Source organism: Streptomyces sp. NBC_00078 (assembly GCF_026343335.1).
In the GTDB taxonomy this organism is placed as follows: Bacteria; Actinomycetota; Actinomycetes; order Streptomycetales; family Streptomycetaceae; genus Streptomyces.
In genome coordinates, this window is the sequence record NZ_JAPELX010000001.1 from 7,594,560 (window position 1) to 7,617,030 (window position 22,471).

The window sequence follows — 22,471 nt, forward strand, 5'->3', positions numbered from 1 at the left end:
ACCGGCATTCAAACACTGTTTGAAAATCCCCCGGGTCGCGCTAACGTCATGATCAGCAAAATCGCACACGGCTCGGAGGGGGGTGGTGACGATGGACATCCTGCTGTTCAACGTGACCACGGCGGCACTGATGGTGCTGATGTTCAACGGCGGTCTGGCCCTGGTAGGCCAGAGCACACTGGGCCGGCGGAGGATCCCCTGGGCGGCCGTCGGCCTGACCGGGCTCGCGCTCGCCGGGGTGGCCCTCCAGCTCTGCTGGTCGGGGGCGATGGGCGCGCTCGACGCGGACCCGTCGAAGTCCGGCTGGTGGCGCGTGGTCACCTCGGTCTTCATGCAGAACGGCGGCTTCGGCGGGGCGGCCTGGAACATCGCGACCCTTGCCGCCGTCGCGGCCTTCGCCGACTGGTTCTGGGGTGCGCCGCTGACGCTCGGCCTGTTCGCCGCGGGCATCCTGCTGCCGGAGCAGATCGACAAACTGTGGGGCCAGACCTCCCACAGCACCGATCCCCGCAACTTCGCCGGCAGCTCCGGCGCCACCTACTTCCTGGGCGCGACGCTGGCCGTGGCCCTGCTGCTGCGCGGCGGCGCCGATGAGAACTCCGGCAGGGCCGCCGGCCAGAGCGCCGACGAGGGCTCCGACGACCAGGGTGCGGACCACGGCAAGGCCGTCCGCAAGAACCGGCTGCTCGCGCTCGGCGTGCCGGTGCTCGGGCTGGCGATGTGGTTCGCGCAGGAGAACGGGCACGGGCTGGTCTCCTGCTACGGCTTCGCCCTCGGCGCACTCGCCTGGGCCGTCTTCCGCACCGTCCTGCACCCGGACCGCGACCTCCGGCAGCCGCCGCGCACGACGGTCGCCTCGCTGACGGCTCTCGTCGGCCGGCGGACCCGCAGCGCCGACTAGTGCCTGTGCTGAGTTGAGGTCACGGGAGGGCTGGAAGGCTGCGTATCCAGAGGGTGGACCCGCGCAGGTGGAGTCCTGCGGCGTAGCTCTCGGGTGTCTTGTCAAGGCGGGTGGCCAGCCCTGAGGCGGCCTTCGAGACGCGCGCCGTGTCGCCGGTGCACGCGGAGGTCACCAAAACGCCTCCGCGAACTCTGCGTCGCGGGGACGGAGGCGTACCGGCTCGACATGGTCGCGGGAAGGGGCTCCCCGCGGCGCCTTGAGGAAACGACGCGTGCCGACGGTCAGGCGCCGCAGGCCCCGTTTCCGCCGAGGCTGGTCATGGCGCGGTACAGCTGCTCCCCGGTGAGCGGCGGTGCCGGCAGCGGGTGGGCGCGGTCGGTTCGGAAGCCGTCGAGCAGAAGGTAAAGGTGGCGGCGCCAGGCGTCCGGGGCGATGGCGTGGGTGGCCTCGGTGACGCGGCTGTGCGACCAGATGACGAAGGCAAGGTCCTCGGCGGTGAGGTCGGGGCGCAGGCTGCCCTGCTCCTGCGCACGCTCGACGATGTGTACACCGAGTTCGCGGATGCGGGTCTGGGCGCCCGCCAGGCAGGCGCTCTCCGGCAACCGTATGGAGGCCAGGTCGTTGAATCCCCGGTCCTGTGACTGGAGTTCGCACATGGTCTCCAGGAAGTGGCACAGCCCAGCCCAGGCGTCGTCCATGGTGACGGCCTTCTCGGCGGCCTCCCGCCAGGCGGCCAGCTTCCCGGCGAAGGTTGCCTGCACCAGGTCCAGTCGGGTGGGGAAGTGCCGGTACAGCGTGCCGATGGCCAGCCCGGCCCGCTTGGCCACCTGCTCCAGGGGTGCCTCCAGGCCCTGCTCGGCGAAGCAGGAGCGGGCCGCGGTGAGCAGGGCCTCGCGATTGCGCTGCGCGTCGCGCCGCAGGGGGCGGACAGGGGCCGGGTTCCCGGCGGAGGCGGACGGACGGTCGATGGCCATGTCACTCAGGCTACCAACCGGAGGGATACCTCATGTTCTCTGCTACGCTCCAGAACGTGAGGCTGCCCTCGACTTTCAGTCCTGATCGCTGTCGGGGCGGGAGGTGCCCCTCATAGATCCGGCCCGTCCGACCACAGGAGCACCATCCATGCCCGTCATCGCCGTCATCGGGGCAGGTCCCGGCCTGGGCCTGTCCATCGCCCGCCGCTTCGGAAGGGAGGGCTTCCAGGTCGCCCTGGTCTCCCGGACCCAGGACAAGCTCGACGCGCTCGCCGCGCGGCTCGCCGAGGAGGGCATCGAGGCCGCGGGCTTCGCCGCGGACGTGACGCGTCCCGACTCGCTGCAGTCGGCGCTCGCCGCGGTCGCCGACCGGTTCGGGGCCGTCGACGTACTGGAGTACTCGCCCGCCGACCCCACGTTCGCCGGCGCCGCCGTCGTCGACGCTACGGCGCAGGACCTCCACAAGCAGCTTGACTACTACCTGTACGGAGCGGTCGCCGCGGTCCGTCAGGTGCTGCCCGCCATGCTCGAACGCGGCAGTGGCACCCTGCTGTTCTCCACGGGCGCCTCCTCGGTCCGGCCGAGCGGCGGCGCGTTCGGCAGCATTGGCGTCGCGGCGGCGGCCCTGCGTAACTACGCCATGGCCCTGGGTATCGACCTCGCCGAGCGCGGAGTGCACGCCGCGCACGTGGCGATCGGGGTGTTCATCGGCGGCGGTCCCGGCACCGAGCCCGAGACCATCGCCGAGCACTACTGGGACGCGTACACCAAGCGCGACCAGGCCGAGATCGTCCACACCGTCCCCGGCGGCATCCGGTGAGCACCTCCGGCACACCCGCGGCGAACACGGCCAGGCCCCCCTTGGTGAACACCTGAAATGCTTACCGAATCGGCGATGCGGAACCCTTCCCGCGGCAGTCTGGCCGCGCAAGGTGCGCACCGGGATCTGTAGCCACTCCGCAGCGTCTTCCGCCTTGAGCAAACGAGGCGAATCGCGAGGCACGCGACCTACAAGCTCACCCAGCGCGTAAGCTTGTTCTTTATCTACCAAGATCTTCCAGGCTTGCCGATGGCCTTGAGGGTCTCCGGGCGTTTGACGGTCTTGCCGACGTCGTAGCGGGGTGCCCGGTGTTTGTTCTTGGCGCCGGGTGGCCGTCCGGGGCCTGCGCCTCTGGGTTTGGGAACTCGGGTCGGGCAGGCGAGGTGGGCGCGGATGTTCCTGAACCCCCGTCGGACCCGGGCCGGGGTGAGCCGGTAGAGGGTGGCGGGTTTCTCCCAGGGCCGGCGGAGGTCTTCGGCGAGGGGCCGGGCGAGCCGGAGCTGGGTGTGGGCGACGATCAGGAGCCAGGTCCAGCGGTCCGCAGCCTCGGGAGTACGGAGTTTCGGGGTGGTCCAGCCGAGGGTCTGTTTCGCGAAGCGGAAGGTGTGCTCCAGGTCGAAGCGGCGGAGAAATGCCTGCCAGAAACGGTCCACGTCGTCCGGGGTCGCACCGGTCTTCGAGGACCATAACCACACCGGCGGGGCGTCCCGGTCCTTCGACAGGTGCTCGACCTTCAGTCGGATCAACGTGCCCTCGACCAAGGGCAGTTCGCCGTCGTGGTCGAGCCATGAGGAGCGGTGGGTGAGCCGGGGGTGGACCCGGTCCCACGCCTGGGTTTCGGCCTTGCCGTAGTTGCTGGTGTCCGTGACCGTGGTGATCGCGGGCTCGGGCCGCGTCTCCGGCTTGGTGAAGCGGAACTCCGGGCCGTGCTTGGGTGGCCGGCCATTTGTCCCCGGTCGGCGGGGCGGCTTCGGCAACCGCATGACCCGGTCGGACCGCACTCTGCCGACCAGTTCGACGGGCAGGTCACGCAGGACCCAGGCCAGGCGGGTGACGTCGTAGCCGGCGTCGCTGACGATCACGATATGCGGGTCCCCGGTCTGCCACTGGCCCGCGGTGACGAGCCGCTCCACGACGCCCTGCAGTTGAGCGGCGGTGATCGCGGTCGCGTCGTCCGCCGGGCCGAGCCGGGCCACGTCCAGGATCGCGGTCCAGGACGTGGCGCCCGGCTCCAGCACGGCCACGAAGGAGTAGGGCCAGCCCGGAATGAACTGCGACGCCGTCTTCGCGCGGCCGTATACGTGGCAGAACAGCCGCTCGGCCGAGCACGGCGCGTCCGAACGGAGCCACGGCGAGACATCGACGGCAAGGACCAGGCGCCCGCCGTCGAAACGTGGCAGCGACAGCCGGGCCAGCACGGTCCGCAGCCGGCCGATGTCGATCCGGCCGTGGTTCAGACCGCCGTACATCGCTCCATGCCCACGACGATGCTCGGGCAGCAGCGTCAGATCCACCGGGGACTTCACCGCCCCCTCCGCACACAGCACCGCGTCGGTGAGTTCGAACAACTCGTCGCGCCGAGCGGTCAGACACTCGTAGAACTCGCCCCGGAAGCGTGACGCTTCCGCGAACGCTTCCCTCCGGACAGCATCAGGCAGCAGACTCACCCTCACGGCCTTCTTCTTGGTCACGTGCACCTTGGTCGGAGCACAGGATCAGACGAAGGCCGCCCCCACGTCCGGTGAATCCCCAGGTGAGCGACCCAGTTCGAGACACCGTTCGAGACCGGAAGAAAAAGAACAAGGTAAGCAACGGTTTCCAAAGCGGCAACCGCCTCCGCCCGCACTGAAGTTCACAACACCGGCTCGATGTGCTGTCACGGGGCTGAGGCGGAACTGCTCGAGGTGCGACCCGCTTCGGTGGAACACGGGTCGGACGTGGCGGCGGCCAGCACGCCAGGTCCGACCCGTGCCTGGCGGTCACCGGGCGGATGGCCCGCCAGGCCGTCGCTGGACCGCAGCGCCGACCGCGACGCGGGACCAGTCACTGGATTCGGTCGAGCCCGAGCAGCTTGTCGGCGTTGCCGTGGGCGATCTTGTCCTTGTCTTCGTCGGACAGGTCCGAATCGGCCAGAAACGGCACGGCACCCTCGTTGCCGATCATCGGGAAGTCCACGGCGTGGATGATCCGATCCACGCCCACGGTGTCGACGCAGTAGCGCAGCTGAGCCTGACTGAACATCCCGCTGGGCGTGATGAACACGTTGTCCCGGAAGTACTCCCGGAAGGTCCGGTCAAGCCTGGTCAACCGCTGGGGCAGGGCCTCGTCCAGCCGGTCGAGGTAGAACGGGATGGACTCGCCCCAGTGACCGAGGACGAACTGCAGATCCGGGTAGCGGTCCAGCACTCCAGCCAGGGTCAGGTGCAGGAAGTGCACGGCCGTCTCCTGGTGCCACCCCCACGAGGCCGTCCGGAAGAACGTGGACACCCCGGGTGAGAGCTGGCCGGCGTAGTTGGCGTCGCTGACCGCCAGTGGTGGCGGGGCCGGGTGCAGGTAGATCGGCACGTTCAGCTCGCTCGCGGCGCGCAGAATCGGGTCGAACCGGGGCTCGTCCAGGAACTCGCCGTCGGTGCGGCCCATGATCATGGTGCCCACGAAACCCAGTTCACGGACGCAGCGGCGCAGCTCGTCGGCCGCCGCGCCGGGCACGGCCGTGGGCAGGGTGGCGAACGCGGCGAACCGGCCCGGGTAAGCCTTGACCGCCTCGGCCGCGGTGTCGTTGGCCGCCTTGGTCAGCCCTGGTGCCACGTCGGCGGGCAGGAACGTGTTCTGGCAGGAGAGCACCTGCGTGGTGATGCCGTTGCGGTCCATGTCGGCGATCCGGGCGGCACCGATGTCCGGCAGCAGGTGCCTCCGCTCGGTGTAGGGCACCCCGGCGCTCGCGTCGAACGCGGCCGCGTAGCCGGGGACGAGTTCGGTCATGCCCGGCGCGCTGGCGGCGGACACCGCCGGGTCGGACCAGTGTTCTTCGAGCGTGACGATCCGCATCGCTCTCCCTGCTCGTCAACGATCTTCGGTTGGCACCTCCACGATGGCCCCGGCAGCCGATAAGCTCAAACACTTGTTGCTGATGCTGCGATCAGTACAGCTGATAGGAGCTGGGATGGAGCTGCGGCACCTGAGGTACTTCGTCGCCGTGGCCGAGGAGGGCGGGTTCAGCCGGGCAGCGCGCCGGCTGCACGTGGTCCAGCCCACGCTGAGCATGCAGATTGCCGACCTTGAAAACGAATTCGGCGGACGGCTGTTCGACCGCGGCTCCCGGCAGACCCGGCTAACCCCGGCCGGTCAGGCGTTCCTGATCGAGGCCCGGCGGGTGCTGGCCCAGGCCGAGCGGGCACAGGTCGCGGCGCGGCTCGCGCTGCGCGGTGAGACCGGTGCGGTGCGGATCGGCGTGGCCGGTGCCGTGGTGTTCGGCGGCATCCTGACTGCCCGGATTCGCGCGTTCCACGAGGCCAGGCCGCTGGTACGGATCGAACTGCGGGAAGCTGGGCCGGAGACGCAGCGGGCCGCGATCCTCGCCGGCGAGCTGGACGTCGGCTTCAGCGCACTCCCGGCACCGCTCAGCGAACCTCGGCTCACCTCCGCCCCGGCCAGTTCGGTGTCGTTTCTCGTTGCGCTGCCCGCCGGACATGTTCTGGCCGGGCACGAGACGCTGACCGCGGAGCACATCTCCGGGGTGGACATGGTCGAGTACACCATCGACGACGGCCCGGGCGACCTGGTGTCAGACTTGTCGCGGCTGGCCCGGCTGAAGCTGTGGCCGGCGTCGAGCCGCTTTCGGGCGGACAGCACCCTGGGTGTGCTCGCGCTGGTCGCCGCCGGGGTGGGCGTCGCGGTGGTCCCGGCCGGTGTGCACCGCGCCGCCGTGCCAAACGTGGTGTACCGCCCGCTCGCCGAACCCGGCCTCACCATCGACTTCCACCTGTTGCACCGGACCACGGAAGCCGCCCCGGCCGTGGCCGCCTTCCTGAACACCGGTGAGGGTTAACGAAGTCCTTGGCCACTTCTGGCGGACAGCACAACATCGCTCATTTCTTTCGGCACCCGATGGACATACTTCGCCGACACCCTTTCGTTCGGCAGGATTCCGGGCATTCGCCGTCCTGTTCTGGCTAGCCGGCGCTACCTTCGACGAACCTGGTCGGCCTCGGCGCGCTATCGGCCGCGCACGAAAATCGCGTCGCTGCTGTTCGTCGGTTGGTCGGTAGAAGGAAAGGCCCACCCCTTTCGCGGCGCACCTTTTTTAGTGCAGGATTCGCCGGTCAGATCACGCCTTCGGCCCCGAGCTCGGCCACGGCAGCCTCGTCTCGCGAAACGCCCGCGAATCACCCCAACGAGGCACCCTCACAAGATCTGCACCCATCCGAGTTGATCCGGTGACTCGCCGACTGCGCCGGACCCGCGGCTCGCACTCCGGCTAGGGCCAAGTTCTGAGTTGAGGTCACGGGAGAGCTGGAAGGCTGCGTAACCAGAGGATGGACCCGCGCAGGTGGAGTCCTGCGGCGTAGCTCTCGGGTGTCTTGTCATAGCGGGTGGCCAGCCCCCGCCATTCCTTGAACTTGTTGATGGCGCGCTCGACTGTGTTGCGATCTTTGTACAGTGTGGCGTCATGGCTGACGGGGCGGCCGCCGGAGCGTCCCTTCTTCTTGCGGTTGGCGGCCTGGTCGGTCTTTTCCGGGATTACCGCCTTGATGTTGCGTCTGCGCAGGTGGGCGCGGTTGGCACGGGAGGAGTACGCCTTGTCGCCGGCCGCTGCGTCCGGCCGGGTCCTGGGGCGGCCGAGGGGACCGCGCACCTTGATCTTCTTGAGGACCGGGATGAAGCGCGGGCTGTCCGCGGCCTGTCCGGGGGTGAGGATGATGGACAGCGGGCGGCAGCGCCGCTCGACGGCGAGGTGGACCTTGCTGGTGAGCCCGCCCCGGGAGCGGCCCAGTTCGGCGGCCCGTAGTCGGACCCTGCGGCGTCGGCGCACGGCGCGGCGCTGTTCCCGCTCGGGATCCTCCCCGTTCGCGGACCCCTCGCCTACGGGGTCGTTTTGCCCCTTTGCCGCAGCCCCTTTTCTTTCGCCGCGGCCTTCTCCAAGTCCTCAAGGAGCTCCGGGGCGACGATCATGCCCGCCGCGTGGTGATGCGCGCGGGCAACGGTCGAGTCCACGCTGACCAGGCTGAGATCGACGTCGTCGCGGGCCGCCGCCTCGGCGATCATCGCTTCCATGAGGGTCTGGAAGTCTTCGTCACGCGCCCACGTCCGGAACCGGTCATAGATCGTCGACCAGGAGCCGTAGCTCTCCGGCACAATCCCGCCAGGGGCTGCCGGTACGGAACCGCCACATCACCGCGTTGAAGTAGCTGCGCAGGTCAGGAATCGGTCCGAACGCCCCCAGCGGCAGGTGCGGCTGTCGGGTAGCGGGGACGCATTGCTGCGTCCCCGCCCCCTCAGAACCGGGCATGCCCGTTTTCCAGGCACCACGGCTCAAGCAAGCCCCGAGGGCTTCACGGTGATGCAGAGACTGCGAGTCTCCTGCGTGTTCTGGCTCGGAGACCACGATGGCAAGAGGCGTGTACCAGGCGAGTCTGCGGTCCGTCCGGCGTGCCGCTCCGCCCGTGATGAGTGAGGTAGTTGGCGGCTACCGCTCTGCGGACGGTGTTCAACCACCAGCGTTCCCATTCGTGCGGGGATTGCGGTGGCTGGTTGGCAGTGAGGATGTAGTCCCCGCAGAGTGGACAGCGCCCTTCCTGCTTGGCGAGCAGGTTCAGGTTGTAGTTGTCCAGCGGGGGTTTGACCTTCCTCCGCCTTTTGGCCCAGTAGTCCTGCAGGCCGGGGTCGTCGGGTGACGCCCCGCCCGTGACCAGCTGGTGCCGGACGATATTCGTCCAGGAGAATTTGACCACGTGAAAGGTGCCGCCGCTTTCGCTGGTGCAGCCGCGATCGCCGAACACCCAGTAGTCGTTCCTGTACTTATTGAACTTGCCGTAGTAGCGGCGCACAATCCACTTCTTCGGCTTGTTGGGGTGGGAGTGCTTGGCCCACTTGTATGTGAGCCGCCACACATGAGAGTCCAGATCCGAGAAGACCCGGCTGGACACCGCCCCACGGTAGTAGGCCGCCCAGCCCCGAATGATCGGGTTGAGTTTGGCGATGACCGCCACCACATTCGATCCGCGAAGGTTTCGCATCTCGTCCGTGAGCCTTTTCCGTATCCGCTTGATCGCCTTCTTGCTTGGTTTGATGATCAGCTTGGACCCGTGGAACTGGCGGAGAGTGAATCCCAGGAAGTCGAAACCTTCGGAGAGATGCACAATGCGCGTCTTCTCCTCGTTGAAGGTCAGCCCTCTGGGGGCCAGCCACGCTGCAAGCCGTACCTTGACCTGCTCTGCCTGCTGCCGAGAGTGACAGCAGGCGACCATATCGTCGGCGTATCGCACCAGCACCGGAGCTCCTCGTGTCGTTTCTCCGGAAGTACGTCCGGATGCGAGATAGAGGACTCCGGCAGCTTCCTCCAGGCCATGGAGAGCAACGTTCATCAACAGCGGGCTGATTACACCGCCTTGAGGTGATCCCTCTTCGGTCGGTGCGTGCAGGCCGTCCTCCACCACTCCCGCTTTCAGCCATCCCCGGATCATTTCCCTGGCCGGGAAGGACCCGATCGCTCTGAGCAGTTGTTCGTGGTCGATTCTGTCGAACGCGGCGGACAAGTCGGCATCCAGAATCCACAGCCTCCTGGCCCGGGAGCCTTTCAGCGTGGAGTAGAGAGCGCCGATGGCGTCCGCACAGCTGCGGCCCGGCCGGAACCCATAGGATTTCGGCTCGAAGCGCGCCTCCCACTCGGGTTCCAGTGCGTTACGGACGCGCGCCTGATGGCATCGGTCCATAATCACGGGGATACCGAGCGGCCGTTGTTTTCCATTGGCCTTTGGAATGTACACGCGTCGGACCGGCAGTGGATTCCAGGACGAGCGCGTGTGGTGCACGCGCACAGCCACGTCCATCCTGGCCTCGGGTGACAGGGCGGTCTCCCCGTCGATCCCGGCCGTCCGACGTCCAGCGTTGCGCTGAGTCACCTGCCGCACGCTGATCAGCGTGTTCGACCATGATCTCAGCATCAGTTTCTGCAAGGACCGGACCAGGGCCCAGTCCTCTTCCCGCGTCGCCTTGAAGATCCTCTGCCTCAGCCTCACTACGTTGTCCTCGTGGTGACGCCATGCGACGTCGTCCCATTCGGCAACGTCCTTGGGTCCGTTCACCGCGGTGTCCAACTTGCCCCTCGGTTCGGGAGGCCCCGGGCCTCGGTCGTCAAAGGCTCACCAGCCCACGTCAGCTCCCCTTTCGGGACCCGGCCGCCAGGACCGGCATCCGGCCGGTTCCCCGAGACAGCCGCCTGGAGAGGCAACCACACGTCCCGAGTCCCGCGCCTTTCGGCCGCCGGCATCTGCTTCTTGGGCTTCCTGTCCCGCCGAGGAGTTCCGCCCCTCTTACGATCGGCCTACCGAGCCCAACGGCCCGGACCCCGACGGGGTTTCCACGTTCCGCGCACACGAGACACGGCCGGGGTGGGCGCCCCTTACACCCCGGGGCCAGCGGTGTTCCCACGACCGGTTGATCGTCCCCGGCCGCCGCTTGCCGCCTCTTCCAGCGGCCAGGCCCTTGCACCCTGGTCCTCGTCCCGTCACCCAAGGCTTGGGCTGACGAGGCATCATCGGGGGTTCACTTGCGTTCGCCCGTCCGGCCTTCCCCTCGCCCGGTTGCTCCCCCGGACGGAGCGGGGGCCCTTGGGCTTCTTCCCTGGGCTTCGCACCCTCACAAGCGGGACCTGTGAACGCACGCCAGGGCGGGGACTGATCTCGAACACTGATCAGGAACTACGCATCCGGTCTATAACCGGCCTCCGATCTGCGAGTTCACTCGAAATGCGCGACTTCGTGTCGCACCGATCAACTCCCACTCGGCATCGGTCAGATCACCACGAGTCACGCGACCGGTCTACCGCAGCTAGCACCCTCCTGAAGCGGGAATGACCGATCCCGTGATCTCAACTCAGAACAGGCCCTAGCTGTATTGATCACGAGCGTTGTTAACGCTGGCCGGGCTTGATCATGGCGAAGGCCCCCGTGTGTAGTGGAGGTGTCGAATCTTCACCGCACGGAGGCCTTCGTGTCCCACCGTAATGCCCGGCTGACCGTTCACGGCAGGCGACTGCTCGTCGACCGTGTGCGCTCCGGCCGTCCCGTCGCGCACGTCGCAGCCGAGATGGGCATCTCCCGTCCCACCGCCCACAAGTGGATCCGGCGCTGGCACTCCGAGGGCGAGAGCGGACTCATCGACCGCCCCAGCCGTCCCCGCACGACACCGCACCGGACCGCAGCCGCCACCGAAGCGCATGTCTGCAGGCTGCGACAAGAGCGCAAGCTGGGCCCGGCTCGCATCGGGCCGATCCTGGGCATGCCCGCCTCCACCGTGCACCGCATCCTGACCCGGCACGGCCTCAACCGCCTGGCCTTTCTGGACCGGCCCACCGGGCAGGTCATCCGCCGCTACGAACGCGACCGGCCCGGCGAGCTGGTCCACGTCGACGTCAAGAAGCTCGGCCGCATCCCCGACGGCGGCGGCCACAAGGTGCTGGGCCGGCAGGCCGGCCGGGCCACCCGCAGCGGCATGGGCTTCGACTACGTCCATTCCGCCGTCGACGATCACTCCCGCCTCGCCTACAGCGAGGTCCACGCGGACGAGAAGGCCGCCACCTGCGCCGACTTCCTGCGCCGGGCCGCAGCCTTCTTCGCCGAGCACGGCATCACCCGCATCGAGCGGGTCCTGACCGACAACGCCTGGCCCTACCGCAAAAGCTTCGCCTGGCGTGAGGCCCTGGCCGACCTCGACGCGGCCGGCAAGCTCACCCGCGCCTACCGCCCGCAGACCAACGGCAAGGTCGAACGCTTCAAGTGCGCCACGAGGCGCCCGGTCGTATCCCCGGCATAGCCGGGAGGAATTCGGAGGGATATTCCTGGGTCTGATGGCTTACCTGGATCCGAAAGGTGAAGGGGACCGTAGCATGCCAGCCAACCAGAGGCCGGGTCCAGACGTCAGGGACGGTGCTCTGGGGGACCCGCGTGATATGGCGAAAGCTGAATTGCCTGAATCCCAATCTCCAGAAGATGAAAGTTCGCATCCACCGGAAAAAAACGTCTGAAACCGGTGCCGGTCCTGCGGTCGCTGTGAAAGAAGGCCAAGCAACCTCCGGGACAAGGAGCGATGCCCAGTGAGGGTATTTAAGGAGATGAGTGGGGCGCCTACGTCACGCTATTACGTACGACAGGGACGAACGTGGGATCGCCTAACGGGCGCGAGCCCCATGGCGACGGAGGGGCCGTAGTAGTCGCCGGAGTAACGACCGGCCGGGGAGGACGGGAAAGCCGTCTGCAGTCGGGCGAAGGGCCCCAGGTGATCGGACACCCAAAGTCGGGAGGTATGCGAAATGCAGAGCGCCGAGACGGTGCTGGGTGTCCTGCGTGAGCGCGGCAGGCGCGGTCTGCCGTGTGAGGAACTGTATCGACAGCTGTTCAACCCGCAGTTGTATCTGCTGGCTTACGGGCGCATCTACTCCAACAAGGGTGCGATGACGCCTGGGGTAACGCAGGATACCGTGGACGGCATGTCCGCTCGGAAGATCGACCGCATCATCGATGCGATGCGCCACGAGCGCTATCGATTCCGCCCTGTGAGGCGAGTCCATATCCCGAAGAAACAGAGCGGAAAGACTCGGCCTCTAGGTCTGCCAACTTGGACGGATAAATTAGTAGGTGAAGTGATACGTCTCCTCTTGGAGGCTTACTACGAGCCTTCCTTCTCCGACCGCTCCCACGGATTCCGGCCAGGAAAAGGCTGCCACACCGCACTGCGGGAAGTGGCCAACACCTGGACCGGAACAACCTGGTTTATTGAGGGCGACATCGCCGACTGCTTCGGGAGCCTCGACCATGAGGTCACGCTCCGACTGCTGGGCGAGAAGGTCCATGACCAGCGTTTCCTGCGGCTGGTGCGCAACATGCTCAAGGCCGGATACCTGGAGGACTGGGTCTGGAACGCGACACTCAGCGGGGCTCCGCAGGGCGGCGTCGTTTCCCCCGTGATCTCCAATATTTACCTGCACAAGTTGGACGAGTTCATCGAGAAAACCCTGATCCCCGAATACACCCGGGCGAAGCTCCGAGCGCGCAACCCGGAGTACCGGAAGGTGGAGCAAGCGATCGTACGTGCCCGCCGGCGAGGTGACCGTGTTGAAGTGCGATCTCTCTATCGTCGGCTGCACAGTCTCCCGAGCCAGGATCCGAATGATCCGAACTACCGGAGACTGCGCTACGTGCGGTACTGCGATGACACCTTGCTCGGGTTTGTCGGGCCGAAGGCCGAAGCCGAGGAAGTGAAACAGCGGATCGCGAAGTTCCTGCGTGATGATCTCAAGCTGGAACTGTCACAAGAGAAGACGCTGATCACCCATGCCCGTACCAAGAGGGCAAAGTTCCTCGGCTACGAGATCTCAGTAGCAAGCACAAATCAGAAAACAAGACGGCCGTCGGCAAGCGATCGGCGAAATCGCCGGTCAGTATGCGGAGCGGTAGTCCTGCATGTGCCTGCCTCTGTGGTCAAGGCCAAGAGCGCCCCGTACTTGTCGCGCGGAAAACCCGCGTGCCGAAACCCTCTGGTCAACGAGACCGACTATGTCATCGTGGGCAAATACGGGATCGAGTACCGGGGCATCGTCCAGTACTACCTCCTGGCCGGTGATGTCCAACGACTTCACCGGCTGCGCTGGGTCATGGAGACCTCCATGCTCAAGACCCTGGCAAGAAAGCACGGCTCGTCGGTGACGAAGATGGCGGCCCGCTTCAAGGCTAAGATCGCGACGCCGCACGGGCCACGCACGTGCTTCGAGGCCACCTTGGTGCGAGACAGCAGGAGAGAACTGGTCGCCCGCTTCGGGGGAATTCCTCTCAAGCGGCAGAAGACGGCGGAGTTGACCGACCGTCTGACCGGTCCGGTCTATCCGCATAAAGAGCTGATCCGTCGGCTTGCGGCGAATAGATGCGAGCTCTGCAAGCGGCCGGGCGAGGTGGAAGCCCACCACGTCAAGTCACTCAACGAGCTCCAACGGGCCGGTGTCGCATCCTCCGATTGGGTGAAGATGATGGTCGCGCGCCGCCGCAAGTCCCTTGTGGTCTGCGGCAGTTGTCACGACCGCATCCATCGGAGGAAGCCGAGTACAACGCGCACGCAGTAGTCACTGGAGAGCCGTGCTGCCCGGAAACGGGCATGGCCGGTTCGGTGGGAGGCCGGACGGAAAAGGACCTGCTCAGCAGGCACCTCGCCGTCCGGCCGACCCTACCCGCACCCTGCTCGACGAATGGGCCTACCTGCGGCCCTACACCAGCAACCAGGAACGGACCGAAGCCCTGGCAGACTTCCTCCACACCTACAACCACCACCGCTGCCACACCGCACTCGGCGGCCAGCCACCCATCACCCGCGTCAACAACGCTGCGGGTCAATACACCTAGCCGGCAGGTCCCCGCTCCGCCCCGCCCGCGCCATACCACCGTGACCACGAGGGAGACAGCATGTCGGAACACCTGCGCCAGGAAGTGTCGAGGGTCGTCGACCAGGAGGTGGCCAAGATCCTGGAACAGACCGACCGCGACGTGGCCCGTACGGTCAACCGTGCGCTGGGCGTGAGCGACGGCGCTCCGTCCTTCGACACCGCCCGCTGGCAGGCCCGGCTCGGCGAGCTCCTCGCCACCCACCACATCCCCGGCGCCGCCCTGGCCGTGCTCGCCGGCGGCGAGATCCAGGAACTGGCCGCCGGCGTCCTGCACACCGGCACCGGCGTCGCGGTGACCCCGGACTCCGTGTTCCAGATCGGCTCCGTCAGCAAGGGCTACACCGCCGCCATGGTGGTCCTGCTCGCCGACGCCGGGAAGCTGGACCTCGATGCGCCGGTCGCGGACGTCCTGCCGGACTTCGCGGTCGCCGACGCAGAGGCCACCCGGACGATCACGCCGCGCCAGCTGCTCAACCACACCAGCGGCATCGAGGGCGACTACGTCAACGACACCGGCCGGGGCGACGACTGCCTGGCCCGCTACATCGAGGGCGTACGGACCGTCGGACTGACCAACACGCCCGGCGTCACCATGTCGTACTCCAGCACCGCCTACAACGTCCTCGGCCGGATCGTCGAAGTGTTGACCGGCCAGACCTGGGACGAGGCGCTCAAGGAACTGCTCCTCGTCCCGCTCGGGCTGGAGCACACCATGACCCTGCCCGAGGAGGTGCTGCGCTTCCGCGCAGCCATGGGGCACATGGGCGAGCCGGGCGAGAGCCCCGTCCCCACCCCGCTCTGGAACATGCTGCCGCGCTCGGCCGGCCCGTACGGCGGGATCTGCGCGACCGCCGCCGACGTGGCCCGGTTCGCCCGGGCCTTCATGGACGACGGCGCCGCGCCGGACGGCATCCGGGTGCTGCCGGCCGGAGTGGTCGACGCGATGCTGACCCGCGAGGTCGAGATGCCCGACGAGTGGTTCCTCGGCGCCCACTGGGGCCTGGGCTGGGGCCTGTTCGAGTGGGACGGCGCGCGCGGCTTCGGCCACGACGGCAGCACCTTCGGTCAGCTCGCCTACCTGCGCGCCATCCCGGAGGGGGGCCTCGCCATCGCCCTGCTGACCAACGGCGGCGGCGCCGCGCCCAAGGTCTTCGAGACGCTCTGCCGCGAGCTCTGCGCCGAACTCGCCGGGGTCACCACGCCCGGGTTCGCGCCGGCCGCCGAACCCCTGGCCGTGGAGACGGAGCCGTTCCTCGGCAGCTACAGGCGCGAGGGCTTCCTCATGACCATCGCCGACGGCGACGGCGCCCCGGGGACACTACGGCTGAGGTACGAGGGCGCGGACGGCCTGGCGGGCACCTTCGACCCGCTGGTCTGGCACCTGACCCCGGTCTCGCACACACCGGCGAAGACGGTGTTCGCCGGCCGCCGCAACGAGAAGGACGCATGGATACCCGTCGTGTTCTACGCCCTCGCCGACGGCAGCCGGTACGTCCACTTCGGCGTCCGGGCGACCGCCAAGTCCGCCTAGGCACCTGCGCGCGTGTGTCCGGGGGTACGACCGGGGGTGCCCCTGCCGTACCCCCGGATACCGGTCGGCCCCAGTACTCCGCTCGTGCTTCTCCGCGCGTCTGGGCCAGCGGGCTTGTTTCGGCGACGTCGAATGAGAATCCGCCGGCTGGAACGCGGCAGGACGACGTCGGCTGGAACGCGACAGGACGACTCGTGTCCCGTCGCACTGCGTCCGGCGCGTGGTGGGGCTGCTGACCTGCGCGGTTGCCCGGTCGTACGCGACCGCCGGTGGCCGGGCGCTCTCAAGCGACCTGGATTTCGCGGACGTCTCGTTCGCGACAGATGGAGGAGCGCCCCCCAGAACCGCCAACCGTATCCGCCGGAGATCGCCGTCTCCATGGTGCTGAGATGTGGAAAGCCCCGAACCCGCCCTCGCCGCCTCGGATCTGCACGTGGTGATGTGCTGTGCGATGTGCACCTTTACCTGTACGCGGTGCTGAGCTGCACGGTTAATCGGGGAGTCGAACCCCCGCGTTGCTCTTCACGCGCCAGGAGTGGGCTGGAAAACCGCCGGCCCTCGGTGTGTGCACGCCTCCGAAGCTGCTACCTGCTCCACATCAATCCAGCCTGCCGGACTACTCAGTCCAGCAGATCGACCTCCCAGTTCGTACGCTGGATCCGCACATCGACCTCGCGGATCTCCCTGGCGAGGGCGTCCGCCTGACCGCGCAGTTCCGCGACCGGAAGCGCGGAAAGCATCATCAGCTCGGACCGAAGCTGCCGGCCGTATCCCCGCTCGCCCTGACCCGCCGCGGCGTCCGCAGCCGCGGAGATCACAGAATGACGCAACCGCAGGACATCCCGACGTGCGAGGGCATCGGTGAGCGTGCCGTCCGGACCCATCTCCACGGTGGCGTTGGTCCGGTTGATCCGCCGGATCAACGTTTCCAGAGCGTCCAGCACCCCACCGGCTTCAGCCAGCAGCTGAGCCGCGTCCTCGGCGGGCGTTTCCCCTTCCTGGTACCGCGCACTGCTGACGACACGCGCTCGCAGCTGTTCCACACGGCGCGTCGCCTCCGCACGTTCTGCCAGTGCCTCAGCAAGCTTCACTGTCTCCACCTCCCCCTCCATGAGCCGCACGAGTATACGAGCGCGAACCGGCTCATACGCACCTGGATTTTGGTCCACCGCAGCTCTGACCAGCCACTGGAGTGCCTCGCTCACCGGTTCCGGAACACAGCGCGCGACCCGGCGCCGCTCACAGCACGGCCGGCACCGGGCACCGCTCCTGTGCTGCCCCAGGCGCTGTGGAGTCGTCCCGCGAGGACGAAGACGCCACTCAGTCGCGAGCGGTGTATTTGTGAAAGCCGCGCGCCTCAGTATCTGTGCCCGAGAGATCAGATTTTGACGGACCGCGCAGTGGGAGTTTTTGCCGTGAAGAGCAGAGTGGAATTATCCAGCGCACACGGGCCGTTGCGGCGTGCTACTGTCGATCTCAGTTGCAGTTGTGGTTCCCAAAAACTTCAAGTGCCCCACCAGGCTTCTGCCGGTCGGGAGCGCTTTTGCATTTCCGGTCATTTCCGGACGGGGTAATCATCGCGGCGACACGGCGTTCGCACTGTGCGGATGCCGGTGCACCCCCAAAGGAGATATGGCATGGCTGCTGGTACCGTGAAGTGGTTCAACGCGGAAAAGGGCTTCGGCTTCATCGAGCAGGACGGTGGCGGCGCAGACGTGTTCGCCCACTACTCGAACATTGCGGCGCAGGGCTTCCGTGAGCTGCTCGAAGGCCAGAAGGTGACCTTCGACATCGCGCAGGGCCAGAAGGGCCCGACGGCCGAGAACATCGTTCCCGCCTGACGCTCACGCACCATCTGTAGCTGGGGCCCGCATCCTTCGGGGTGCGGGCCCCAGCTGCACGCATCTCCCGCAGCGGTTTCACCCGCGGGACGACTCGGAGGAATCCGCAGTCCCACCACACGCGGCTCCTCCTTCAGAGATGCAGGCGCATCCTGAAGAGCTGCACCGCAGTAGACGCCCGGATCTTACGTCCCCATCGCGTCACTCATTTCAGTACCTGGGTCGCGGAGTTCTCCGCCGGCCAGACCCGCTTTCTTTTACCGCCGGTCCATACTTGTAATTCTCCATGCCGCTCATCGCTGCGGGAATTCCTTGATATGTGCCACATCGAGGAAGGTTCCGCATGAACCGCACATACGCGAACGACCGCCCCGCCCGCGCCCGTCACGGCAATGCCGACGCCGGAAAGGGCGGCAGTCGCTTCGGCTCGCAGGCGCCGCGCCGTTCCAACGGCCCTGCCCGTTCCGGCGGTTACGGCCGCCAGTCCGCCCCGGTGCGGGGTGAGTTCGCGCTGCCCAGGACGATCACCCCCGCACTGCCCGCCGTTGAAGGCTTCGCCGATCTCGCCATGCCCGAGCAACTGCTCGCCGAACTCGGCAGGCAGGGTGTGACCGTACCGTTCCCGATCCAGGGAGCGACGCTGCCGAACTCCCTGGCAGGCCGTGACGTCCTGGGCCGCGGGCGCACCGGTTCCGGCAAGACCCTCGCGTTCGGTCTCGCCCTGCTCGCCCGCACCGCCGGACAGCGAGCCGAGCCCCGCCGGCCGCTGGGGCTGATCCTCGTACCGACGCGCGAGCTGGCGCAGCAGGTGACCGACGCGCTCACGCCGTACGCCCGTTCCGTCAGGCTGCGGCTCGCCACGGTGGTGGGCGGGATGTCCATCAGCCGGCAGGCCGGCGCGCTGCGCACCGGTAGCGAGGTCGTCGTCGCGACGCCCGGACGGCTCAAGGACCTCATCGACCGCGGCGACTGCCGGTTGGACCAGGTGGGCATCACGGTGCTGGACGAGGCCGACCAGATGGCCGACATGGGCTTTATGCCGCAGGTCACCGCACTGCTCGACCAGGTCCGCCCCGGGGGGCAGCGCATGCTGTTCTCCGCCACCTTGGACCGTAACGTCGACCTGCTGGTGCGCCGCTACCTGACCGACCCCGTCGTGCACTCGGTCGACCCGTCGGCCGGTGCGGTCACGACGATGGAGCACCACGTCCTGCACGTCCACGGCGCCGACAAGCACGCCGCCACGACCGAGATCGCCGCCCGCGACGGCCGCGTGATCATGTTCCTGGACACCAAGCACGCCGTCGACCGGCTGACCCAGCACCTGCTCGACAGCGGGGTACGGGCCGCCGCGCTGCACGGGGGCAAGTCGCAGCCGCAGCGCACCCGCACGCTGGCGCAGTTCAAGACCGGTCACGTCAGTGTGCTGGTGGCGACCAACGTCGCGGCGCGGGGCATCCACGTCGACAACCTCGACCTCGTCGTCAACGTCGATCCGCCGACCGACCACAAGGACTACCTCCACCGCGGCGGCCGTACCGCCCGCGCAGGTGAGTCCGGCAGCGTCGTCACGCTCGTCACACCGAACCAGCGCCGAGGCATGGTCCGCCTCATGTCGGACGCCGGAATCCGGCCGCAGACCACCCAGGTCCGCTCGGGCGACGAGGCCCTGAGCCGGATCACCGGAGCCCAGGCCCCGTCCGGCATCCCGGTCGTCATCACCGCACCGGTGGCCGAACGCCCCGAGCGCAGCGCCTCCTCCCGAGGCCGAGGCCGAGGGCGACGCCGCCCCGCCTCGGCGACCCGGCGCACCCCCGTACGCCAGTCCGTCTTCGACGCGGCGGCCTAGAACATCCGTGATCAGGAAGCCGGCCCATCTCTGCAGGAGGCACCTTTTGACGCTGGTTCAGACGCAGCCCCGCCCGGCGAACGTCAACCCCCTACCCAGGACGGCGGTTGAGGTCATGGACGCGGCCGGACCGCAGGTCTGTGACGACATGAGCGTCGAGGTGGCGCTCGCCGTCATGGGCGCCGCCCGCACGGGCCGACTGGTGGTCTGCGACCAGGACGACCAGCGCATCGGTCTGGTGACCCGAACCGACCTCCACGCCGTCCGTGACAGCTCCGCCTACACGGACCGTGTCCGACTGCGCGACATTCTCGGTGACCGTGGATCGTTCACCTCATCCGTGACCACGATGGGCGAAGCCGAGCGCATGATCCGTACCCGTCGGCCCGGTGTCCTGACGGTGGTCGACGAGCAAGGCGGCGCCCCGGGCATCCCCGCCCTCTGTCGCTGAACCGCCTCATCTTTGGTCGGGCCGTTCTCCTCTTTCCCTCTGTGAGGCCACATGCGCTGCGTCATCGCCCGCTTCCCCTTCGAGCTCACCAAGGGCGGCGTGCTGGAATCGATGAAGGGCATCAAGCCCGAACCGGTCACCGGCGAATCGGTGATCATCGGCCGTCGTCACTATCCCGTCAAGCAGGTCGGCCAGGTCATCACCCGCCAGGACCGGCGTGACTTCAGCGCCACCGAAGTCCTCCGGGCCATGGCTCAGCTCGGCTTCACCTGCCGCCCCCTCGCCAAGACCGCGCCTCTGGGCATCCTCAGCTCGCTGCAGCACGCCTCCGCGATGCTCGGCGCCCCCGTCGCGGTCTGACCGGCGTAAACAGGCACAAGCCGACATCTGACCAGCAGTGTGGGCCCGACCGGTACGCCGGTCGGGCCCACACTGCTGGTCAACGGGTTTCCGTCGCCGTCGCTCAGTGGTCGGAGTAGCTGAAGTCGCCCACGGTCCAGGCGTTGACGTCCTTGATCGCGACCCGGTACATCCCGCCCGTCTCCGGGATCCCCACCGTGCCCTGGAGGATCCGGGCGACATGGAAGTGCAGATGCGTGGGCGGCCCGTCCTCCTTCACAGGGGCGTCGAAGACGGCGGCGAACTCGCCCAAGCGGGCGGAATCCCTCAGCACGTCCGACACCCTCTGCCTCCACACCGCTTCAGGAGCCAGGCGGCCGGTGATGACCGCGCCACCGGTGACCACGGTCAGGGACATCTGATTGCTCTGCCCGGACTCCACCAGCGAGGCGACGTCAACGAGCAGTTCGTCAGGCTTCGACATGACGCGGACTATATTCGCCGACCGTCCGGCTGCCCAAGTGGTGGTGCCATCGGGCAAGGCAGGCGGCCACGGTCTTGCCGCCTGAGACCCGGCCATTACCGCCGTGGCGTGGGCGAGGCGGGTGACCATGGGCCGGCCGAAGCCCCCAGCACAGCCGGTTCAGGCCAGAGAGCGCATGCGCGCGCCGGCTGCGGTCGCGAACGGACCTCGATGGCATCGGTGGCGGTGAGTCACCGCAAGCGCCGGACTGAGCCTCGGTGCTTCTTGAGCCATCCATGGACCGTTCGAGGCGGACTGGCTGAGGCGGACCGGTCGAGGCGGATTACTTCATCTTCGAGCGCGCGGAAATCTGTGCTGGCTGGAGTAGACATTGGGTGGCGGTGTGGTTATGGTTTCTCTTGTAGCCGAGATCGAGCGAGCCCGGCAGAGATGAACTGCCGGGCAGTTGGACGCAGTTGTAGTTGGCAGGACGGTGCGGTGGTGGAGTCCCGAAGCCAGAGCGGTTGCAGGACGGCGACGGGACTGACGACCGGACCGGGTGGCCCGCAGTGATCAGGGGCCGCCATGAGCAGTACCGCAGTGGCAGTACAGGTAAGTGAAGGTTCGCAGTACCCAGCAGTGAAGTCAGTGAGCAGTACCCCGGTGAAGGCGTCGGCTGCGGGCGCGCGTACCGGGAGGTTCGGCAGTGGGGTTCCAAGCCAGAGCAGACGCAGGACGGGCGACGGGGCTGGCTGCCGAAGAGTGGCGCAGTTCGAGGCCACCAGCAGTTCGCAGTTTCCGTAGGTGAGTAGTTGACCAAGAGGGAAGAACGGAGGAGCCGAGCGCCATCAGGATCGCCCGGGAGGAAGTGTTGGGCCCGGGTACCGCAGGACATCGACAGTGAGGTGGTCTCCGGTCAAGCAACCGCGATCCCCGCGCCCCCGACAGTGTCTCGGTCGGGTCCGCGGAAACAGAGGGCCGGTGCAGTATCAGGGCCGGCAGATGGTGTAGTTGTTCCTTCGGGGCCCTGGTGCCAGTACGGCGCCAGGGCCCCTCGACGCGTTCCACAGAGAGGTGCAATGACCGCAGACGACACGTTCGGCCGTCTCGATGACGACGACTACCCCGCCTACACCATGGGCCGGGCCGCCGAGATGCTCGGCACCACCCAGGGCTTCCTCCGCGCCATCGGCGAGGCCCGTCTCATCACACCGCTGCGTTCCGCGGGCGGCCACCGCCGCTACTCCCGCTACCAGTTGCGCATCGCGGCCCGCGCCCGGGAACTCGTCGACCACGGGACCCCCATCGAGGCCGCCTGCCGGATCGTCATCCTCGAAGACCAGCTCGAGGAAGCCCAGCGCCTCAACGCCGAATATCGCCGTGCCGCCGAATCAGCGAACCCAACGGCAGCAGCATGAGATGAGCGTGCCCGTCAGCGTCGGCGGGCACCGCACTCACGGTCCCGGTGTGCGGCATGATCGTTCCCTCTGGTGACGCGGTGAGTGGGCGTGTAGCGTCTGCGTCGGCTGTCGTGGTTCGGAATTCCCTCTTGCCCACGCCTATGGTGTGGGCGTTTTGCTGTGCTGTGCCGCAGGGACCAGGACGATCACCTCCGCCTGCCACTGGAGTGGAAGGCGTTCATCGACTGGAAG

Annotated in this window: 16 protein-coding genes and 3 pseudogenes; 12 read left to right on the plus strand and 7 right to left on the minus strand. The window is 67.6% G+C overall.

Annotated elements, in window-relative coordinates:
* Positions 1-91 precede the first annotated feature (91 nt).
* Positions 92-901 carry a hypothetical protein gene (locus OOK07_RS35340; protein ID WP_266802139.1) on the plus strand — a complete coding sequence of 270 codons (810 nt, stop codon included), beginning with the start codon at positions 92-94 and terminating at the stop codon, positions 899-901.
* A gap of 281 nt (positions 902-1,182) precedes the next feature.
* Here OOK07_RS35340 and OOK07_RS35345 read toward each other — a convergent pair whose 3' ends face one another.
* On the minus strand, positions 1,183-1,875 hold the full coding sequence (locus tag OOK07_RS35345; RefSeq protein ID WP_266680069.1) for a TetR/AcrR family transcriptional regulator: 693 nt from the start codon (positions 1,873-1,875) through the stop codon (positions 1,183-1,185).
* 148 nt (positions 1,876-2,023) lie between these two features.
* Between OOK07_RS35345 and OOK07_RS35350 the strand changes: the two genes are divergently transcribed.
* On the plus strand, positions 2,024-2,695 hold the full coding sequence (locus tag OOK07_RS35350; protein ID WP_266800538.1) for an SDR family NAD(P)-dependent oxidoreductase: 672 nt from the start codon (positions 2,024-2,026) through the stop codon (positions 2,693-2,695).
* Between the two features lie 224 nt (positions 2,696-2,919).
* On the opposite strand, the gene OOK07_RS35355 is transcribed toward OOK07_RS35350, so the two are convergent.
* Together OOK07_RS35355 and OOK07_RS35360 are read right to left on the minus strand one after the other, a co-directional pair.
* Positions 2,920-4,362, minus strand: a complete 1,443-nt coding sequence (locus OOK07_RS35355; protein WP_323183048.1) for an NF041680 family putative transposase — start codon at positions 4,360-4,362, stop codon at positions 2,920-2,922.
* A gap of 376 nt (positions 4,363-4,738) precedes the next feature.
* Positions 4,739-5,743: an amidohydrolase family protein gene (locus tag OOK07_RS35360; RefSeq protein WP_266800542.1), complete on the minus strand. Its 1,005-nt coding sequence runs from the start codon at positions 5,741-5,743 to the stop codon at positions 4,739-4,741.
* Here OOK07_RS35360 and OOK07_RS35365 point away from each other — a divergent pair.
* Positions 5,730-6,743, plus strand: a complete 1,014-nt coding sequence (locus OOK07_RS35365) for a LysR family transcriptional regulator (RefSeq protein ID WP_266800544.1) — start codon at positions 5,730-5,732, stop codon at positions 6,741-6,743. The two genes, OOK07_RS35360 and OOK07_RS35365, sit on opposite strands and share 14 nt — an antisense overlap.
* Before the next feature lie 453 nt (positions 6,744-7,196).
* Here the strand turns inward: OOK07_RS35365 and OOK07_RS35370 are convergent.
* Together OOK07_RS35370 and ltrA are read right to left on the minus strand one after the other, a co-directional pair.
* Positions 7,197-8,204 (minus strand): annotated as a pseudogene (locus tag OOK07_RS35370) (IS5 family transposase).
* Between the two features lie 43 nt (positions 8,205-8,247).
* A complete protein-coding gene (gene ltrA, locus OOK07_RS35375; protein WP_266794682.1) occupies positions 8,248-10,011 on the minus strand; it encodes a group II intron reverse transcriptase/maturase in 1,764 nt (587 codons plus the stop codon).
* 895 nt (positions 10,012-10,906) lie between these two features.
* Here ltrA and OOK07_RS35380 point away from each other — a divergent pair.
* From OOK07_RS35380 to OOK07_RS35395, 4 genes and pseudogenes are all read left to right on the plus strand, one after another.
* A pseudogene (locus OOK07_RS35380) lies at positions 10,907-11,686 on the plus strand (IS481 family transposase); the annotation flags it as partial.
* A 538-nt stretch (positions 11,687-12,224) separates the two neighbouring features.
* Positions 12,225-14,027, plus strand: coding sequence for a reverse transcriptase/maturase family protein (locus OOK07_RS35385; protein ID WP_266794913.1), 1,803 nt, complete (start codon positions 12,225-12,227; stop codon positions 14,025-14,027).
* 106 nt (positions 14,028-14,133) lie between these two features.
* Positions 14,134-14,304, plus strand: a pseudogene (locus OOK07_RS35390) (integrase core domain-containing protein); the annotation flags it as partial.
* Between the two features lie 60 nt (positions 14,305-14,364).
* Entirely contained in the window at positions 14,365-15,876 is a 1,512-nt protein-coding gene (locus OOK07_RS35395) for a serine hydrolase domain-containing protein (protein WP_266800546.1), read from the plus strand.
* Positions 15,877-16,496: 620 nt separating this feature from the next.
* Here the strand turns inward: OOK07_RS35395 and OOK07_RS35400 are convergent.
* On the minus strand, positions 16,497-16,967 hold the full coding sequence (locus tag OOK07_RS35400; RefSeq protein ID WP_266802141.1) for a DIP1984 family protein: 471 nt from the start codon (positions 16,965-16,967) through the stop codon (positions 16,497-16,499).
* A gap of 546 nt (positions 16,968-17,513) precedes the next feature.
* On the opposite strand from OOK07_RS35400, the gene OOK07_RS35405 reads away from it, so the two are divergent.
* From OOK07_RS35405 to OOK07_RS35420, 4 genes are all read left to right on the plus strand, one after another.
* Positions 17,514-17,717, plus strand: a complete 204-nt coding sequence (locus OOK07_RS35405; protein ID WP_023586116.1) for a cold-shock protein — start codon at positions 17,514-17,516, stop codon at positions 17,715-17,717.
* Between the two features lie 343 nt (positions 17,718-18,060).
* Positions 18,061-19,566: a DEAD/DEAH box helicase gene (locus tag OOK07_RS35410; protein WP_266685882.1), complete on the plus strand. Its 1,506-nt coding sequence runs from the start codon at positions 18,061-18,063 to the stop codon at positions 19,564-19,566.
* A 46-nt stretch (positions 19,567-19,612) separates the two neighbouring features.
* Positions 19,613-20,017 carry a CBS domain-containing protein gene (locus OOK07_RS35415; protein WP_266800548.1) on the plus strand — a complete coding sequence of 135 codons (405 nt, stop codon included), beginning with the start codon at positions 19,613-19,615 and terminating at the stop codon, positions 20,015-20,017.
* Positions 20,018-20,068: 51 nt separating this feature from the next.
* Positions 20,069-20,377 carry an SCO5918 family protein gene (locus OOK07_RS35420; RefSeq protein WP_266685884.1) on the plus strand — a complete coding sequence of 103 codons (309 nt, stop codon included), beginning with the start codon at positions 20,069-20,071 and terminating at the stop codon, positions 20,375-20,377.
* A 103-nt stretch (positions 20,378-20,480) separates the two neighbouring features.
* On the opposite strand, the gene OOK07_RS35425 is transcribed toward OOK07_RS35420, so the two are convergent.
* On the minus strand, positions 20,481-20,840 hold the full coding sequence (locus tag OOK07_RS35425; protein ID WP_266685886.1) for a hypothetical protein: 360 nt from the start codon (positions 20,838-20,840) through the stop codon (positions 20,481-20,483).
* Positions 20,841-21,898: 1,058 nt separating this feature from the next.
* On the opposite strand from OOK07_RS35425, the gene OOK07_RS35430 reads away from it, so the two are divergent.
* Positions 21,899-22,237: a MerR family transcriptional regulator gene (locus OOK07_RS35430; protein ID WP_031144137.1), complete on the plus strand. Its 339-nt coding sequence runs from the start codon at positions 21,899-21,901 to the stop codon at positions 22,235-22,237.
* Positions 22,238-22,471 lie beyond the last annotated feature (234 nt).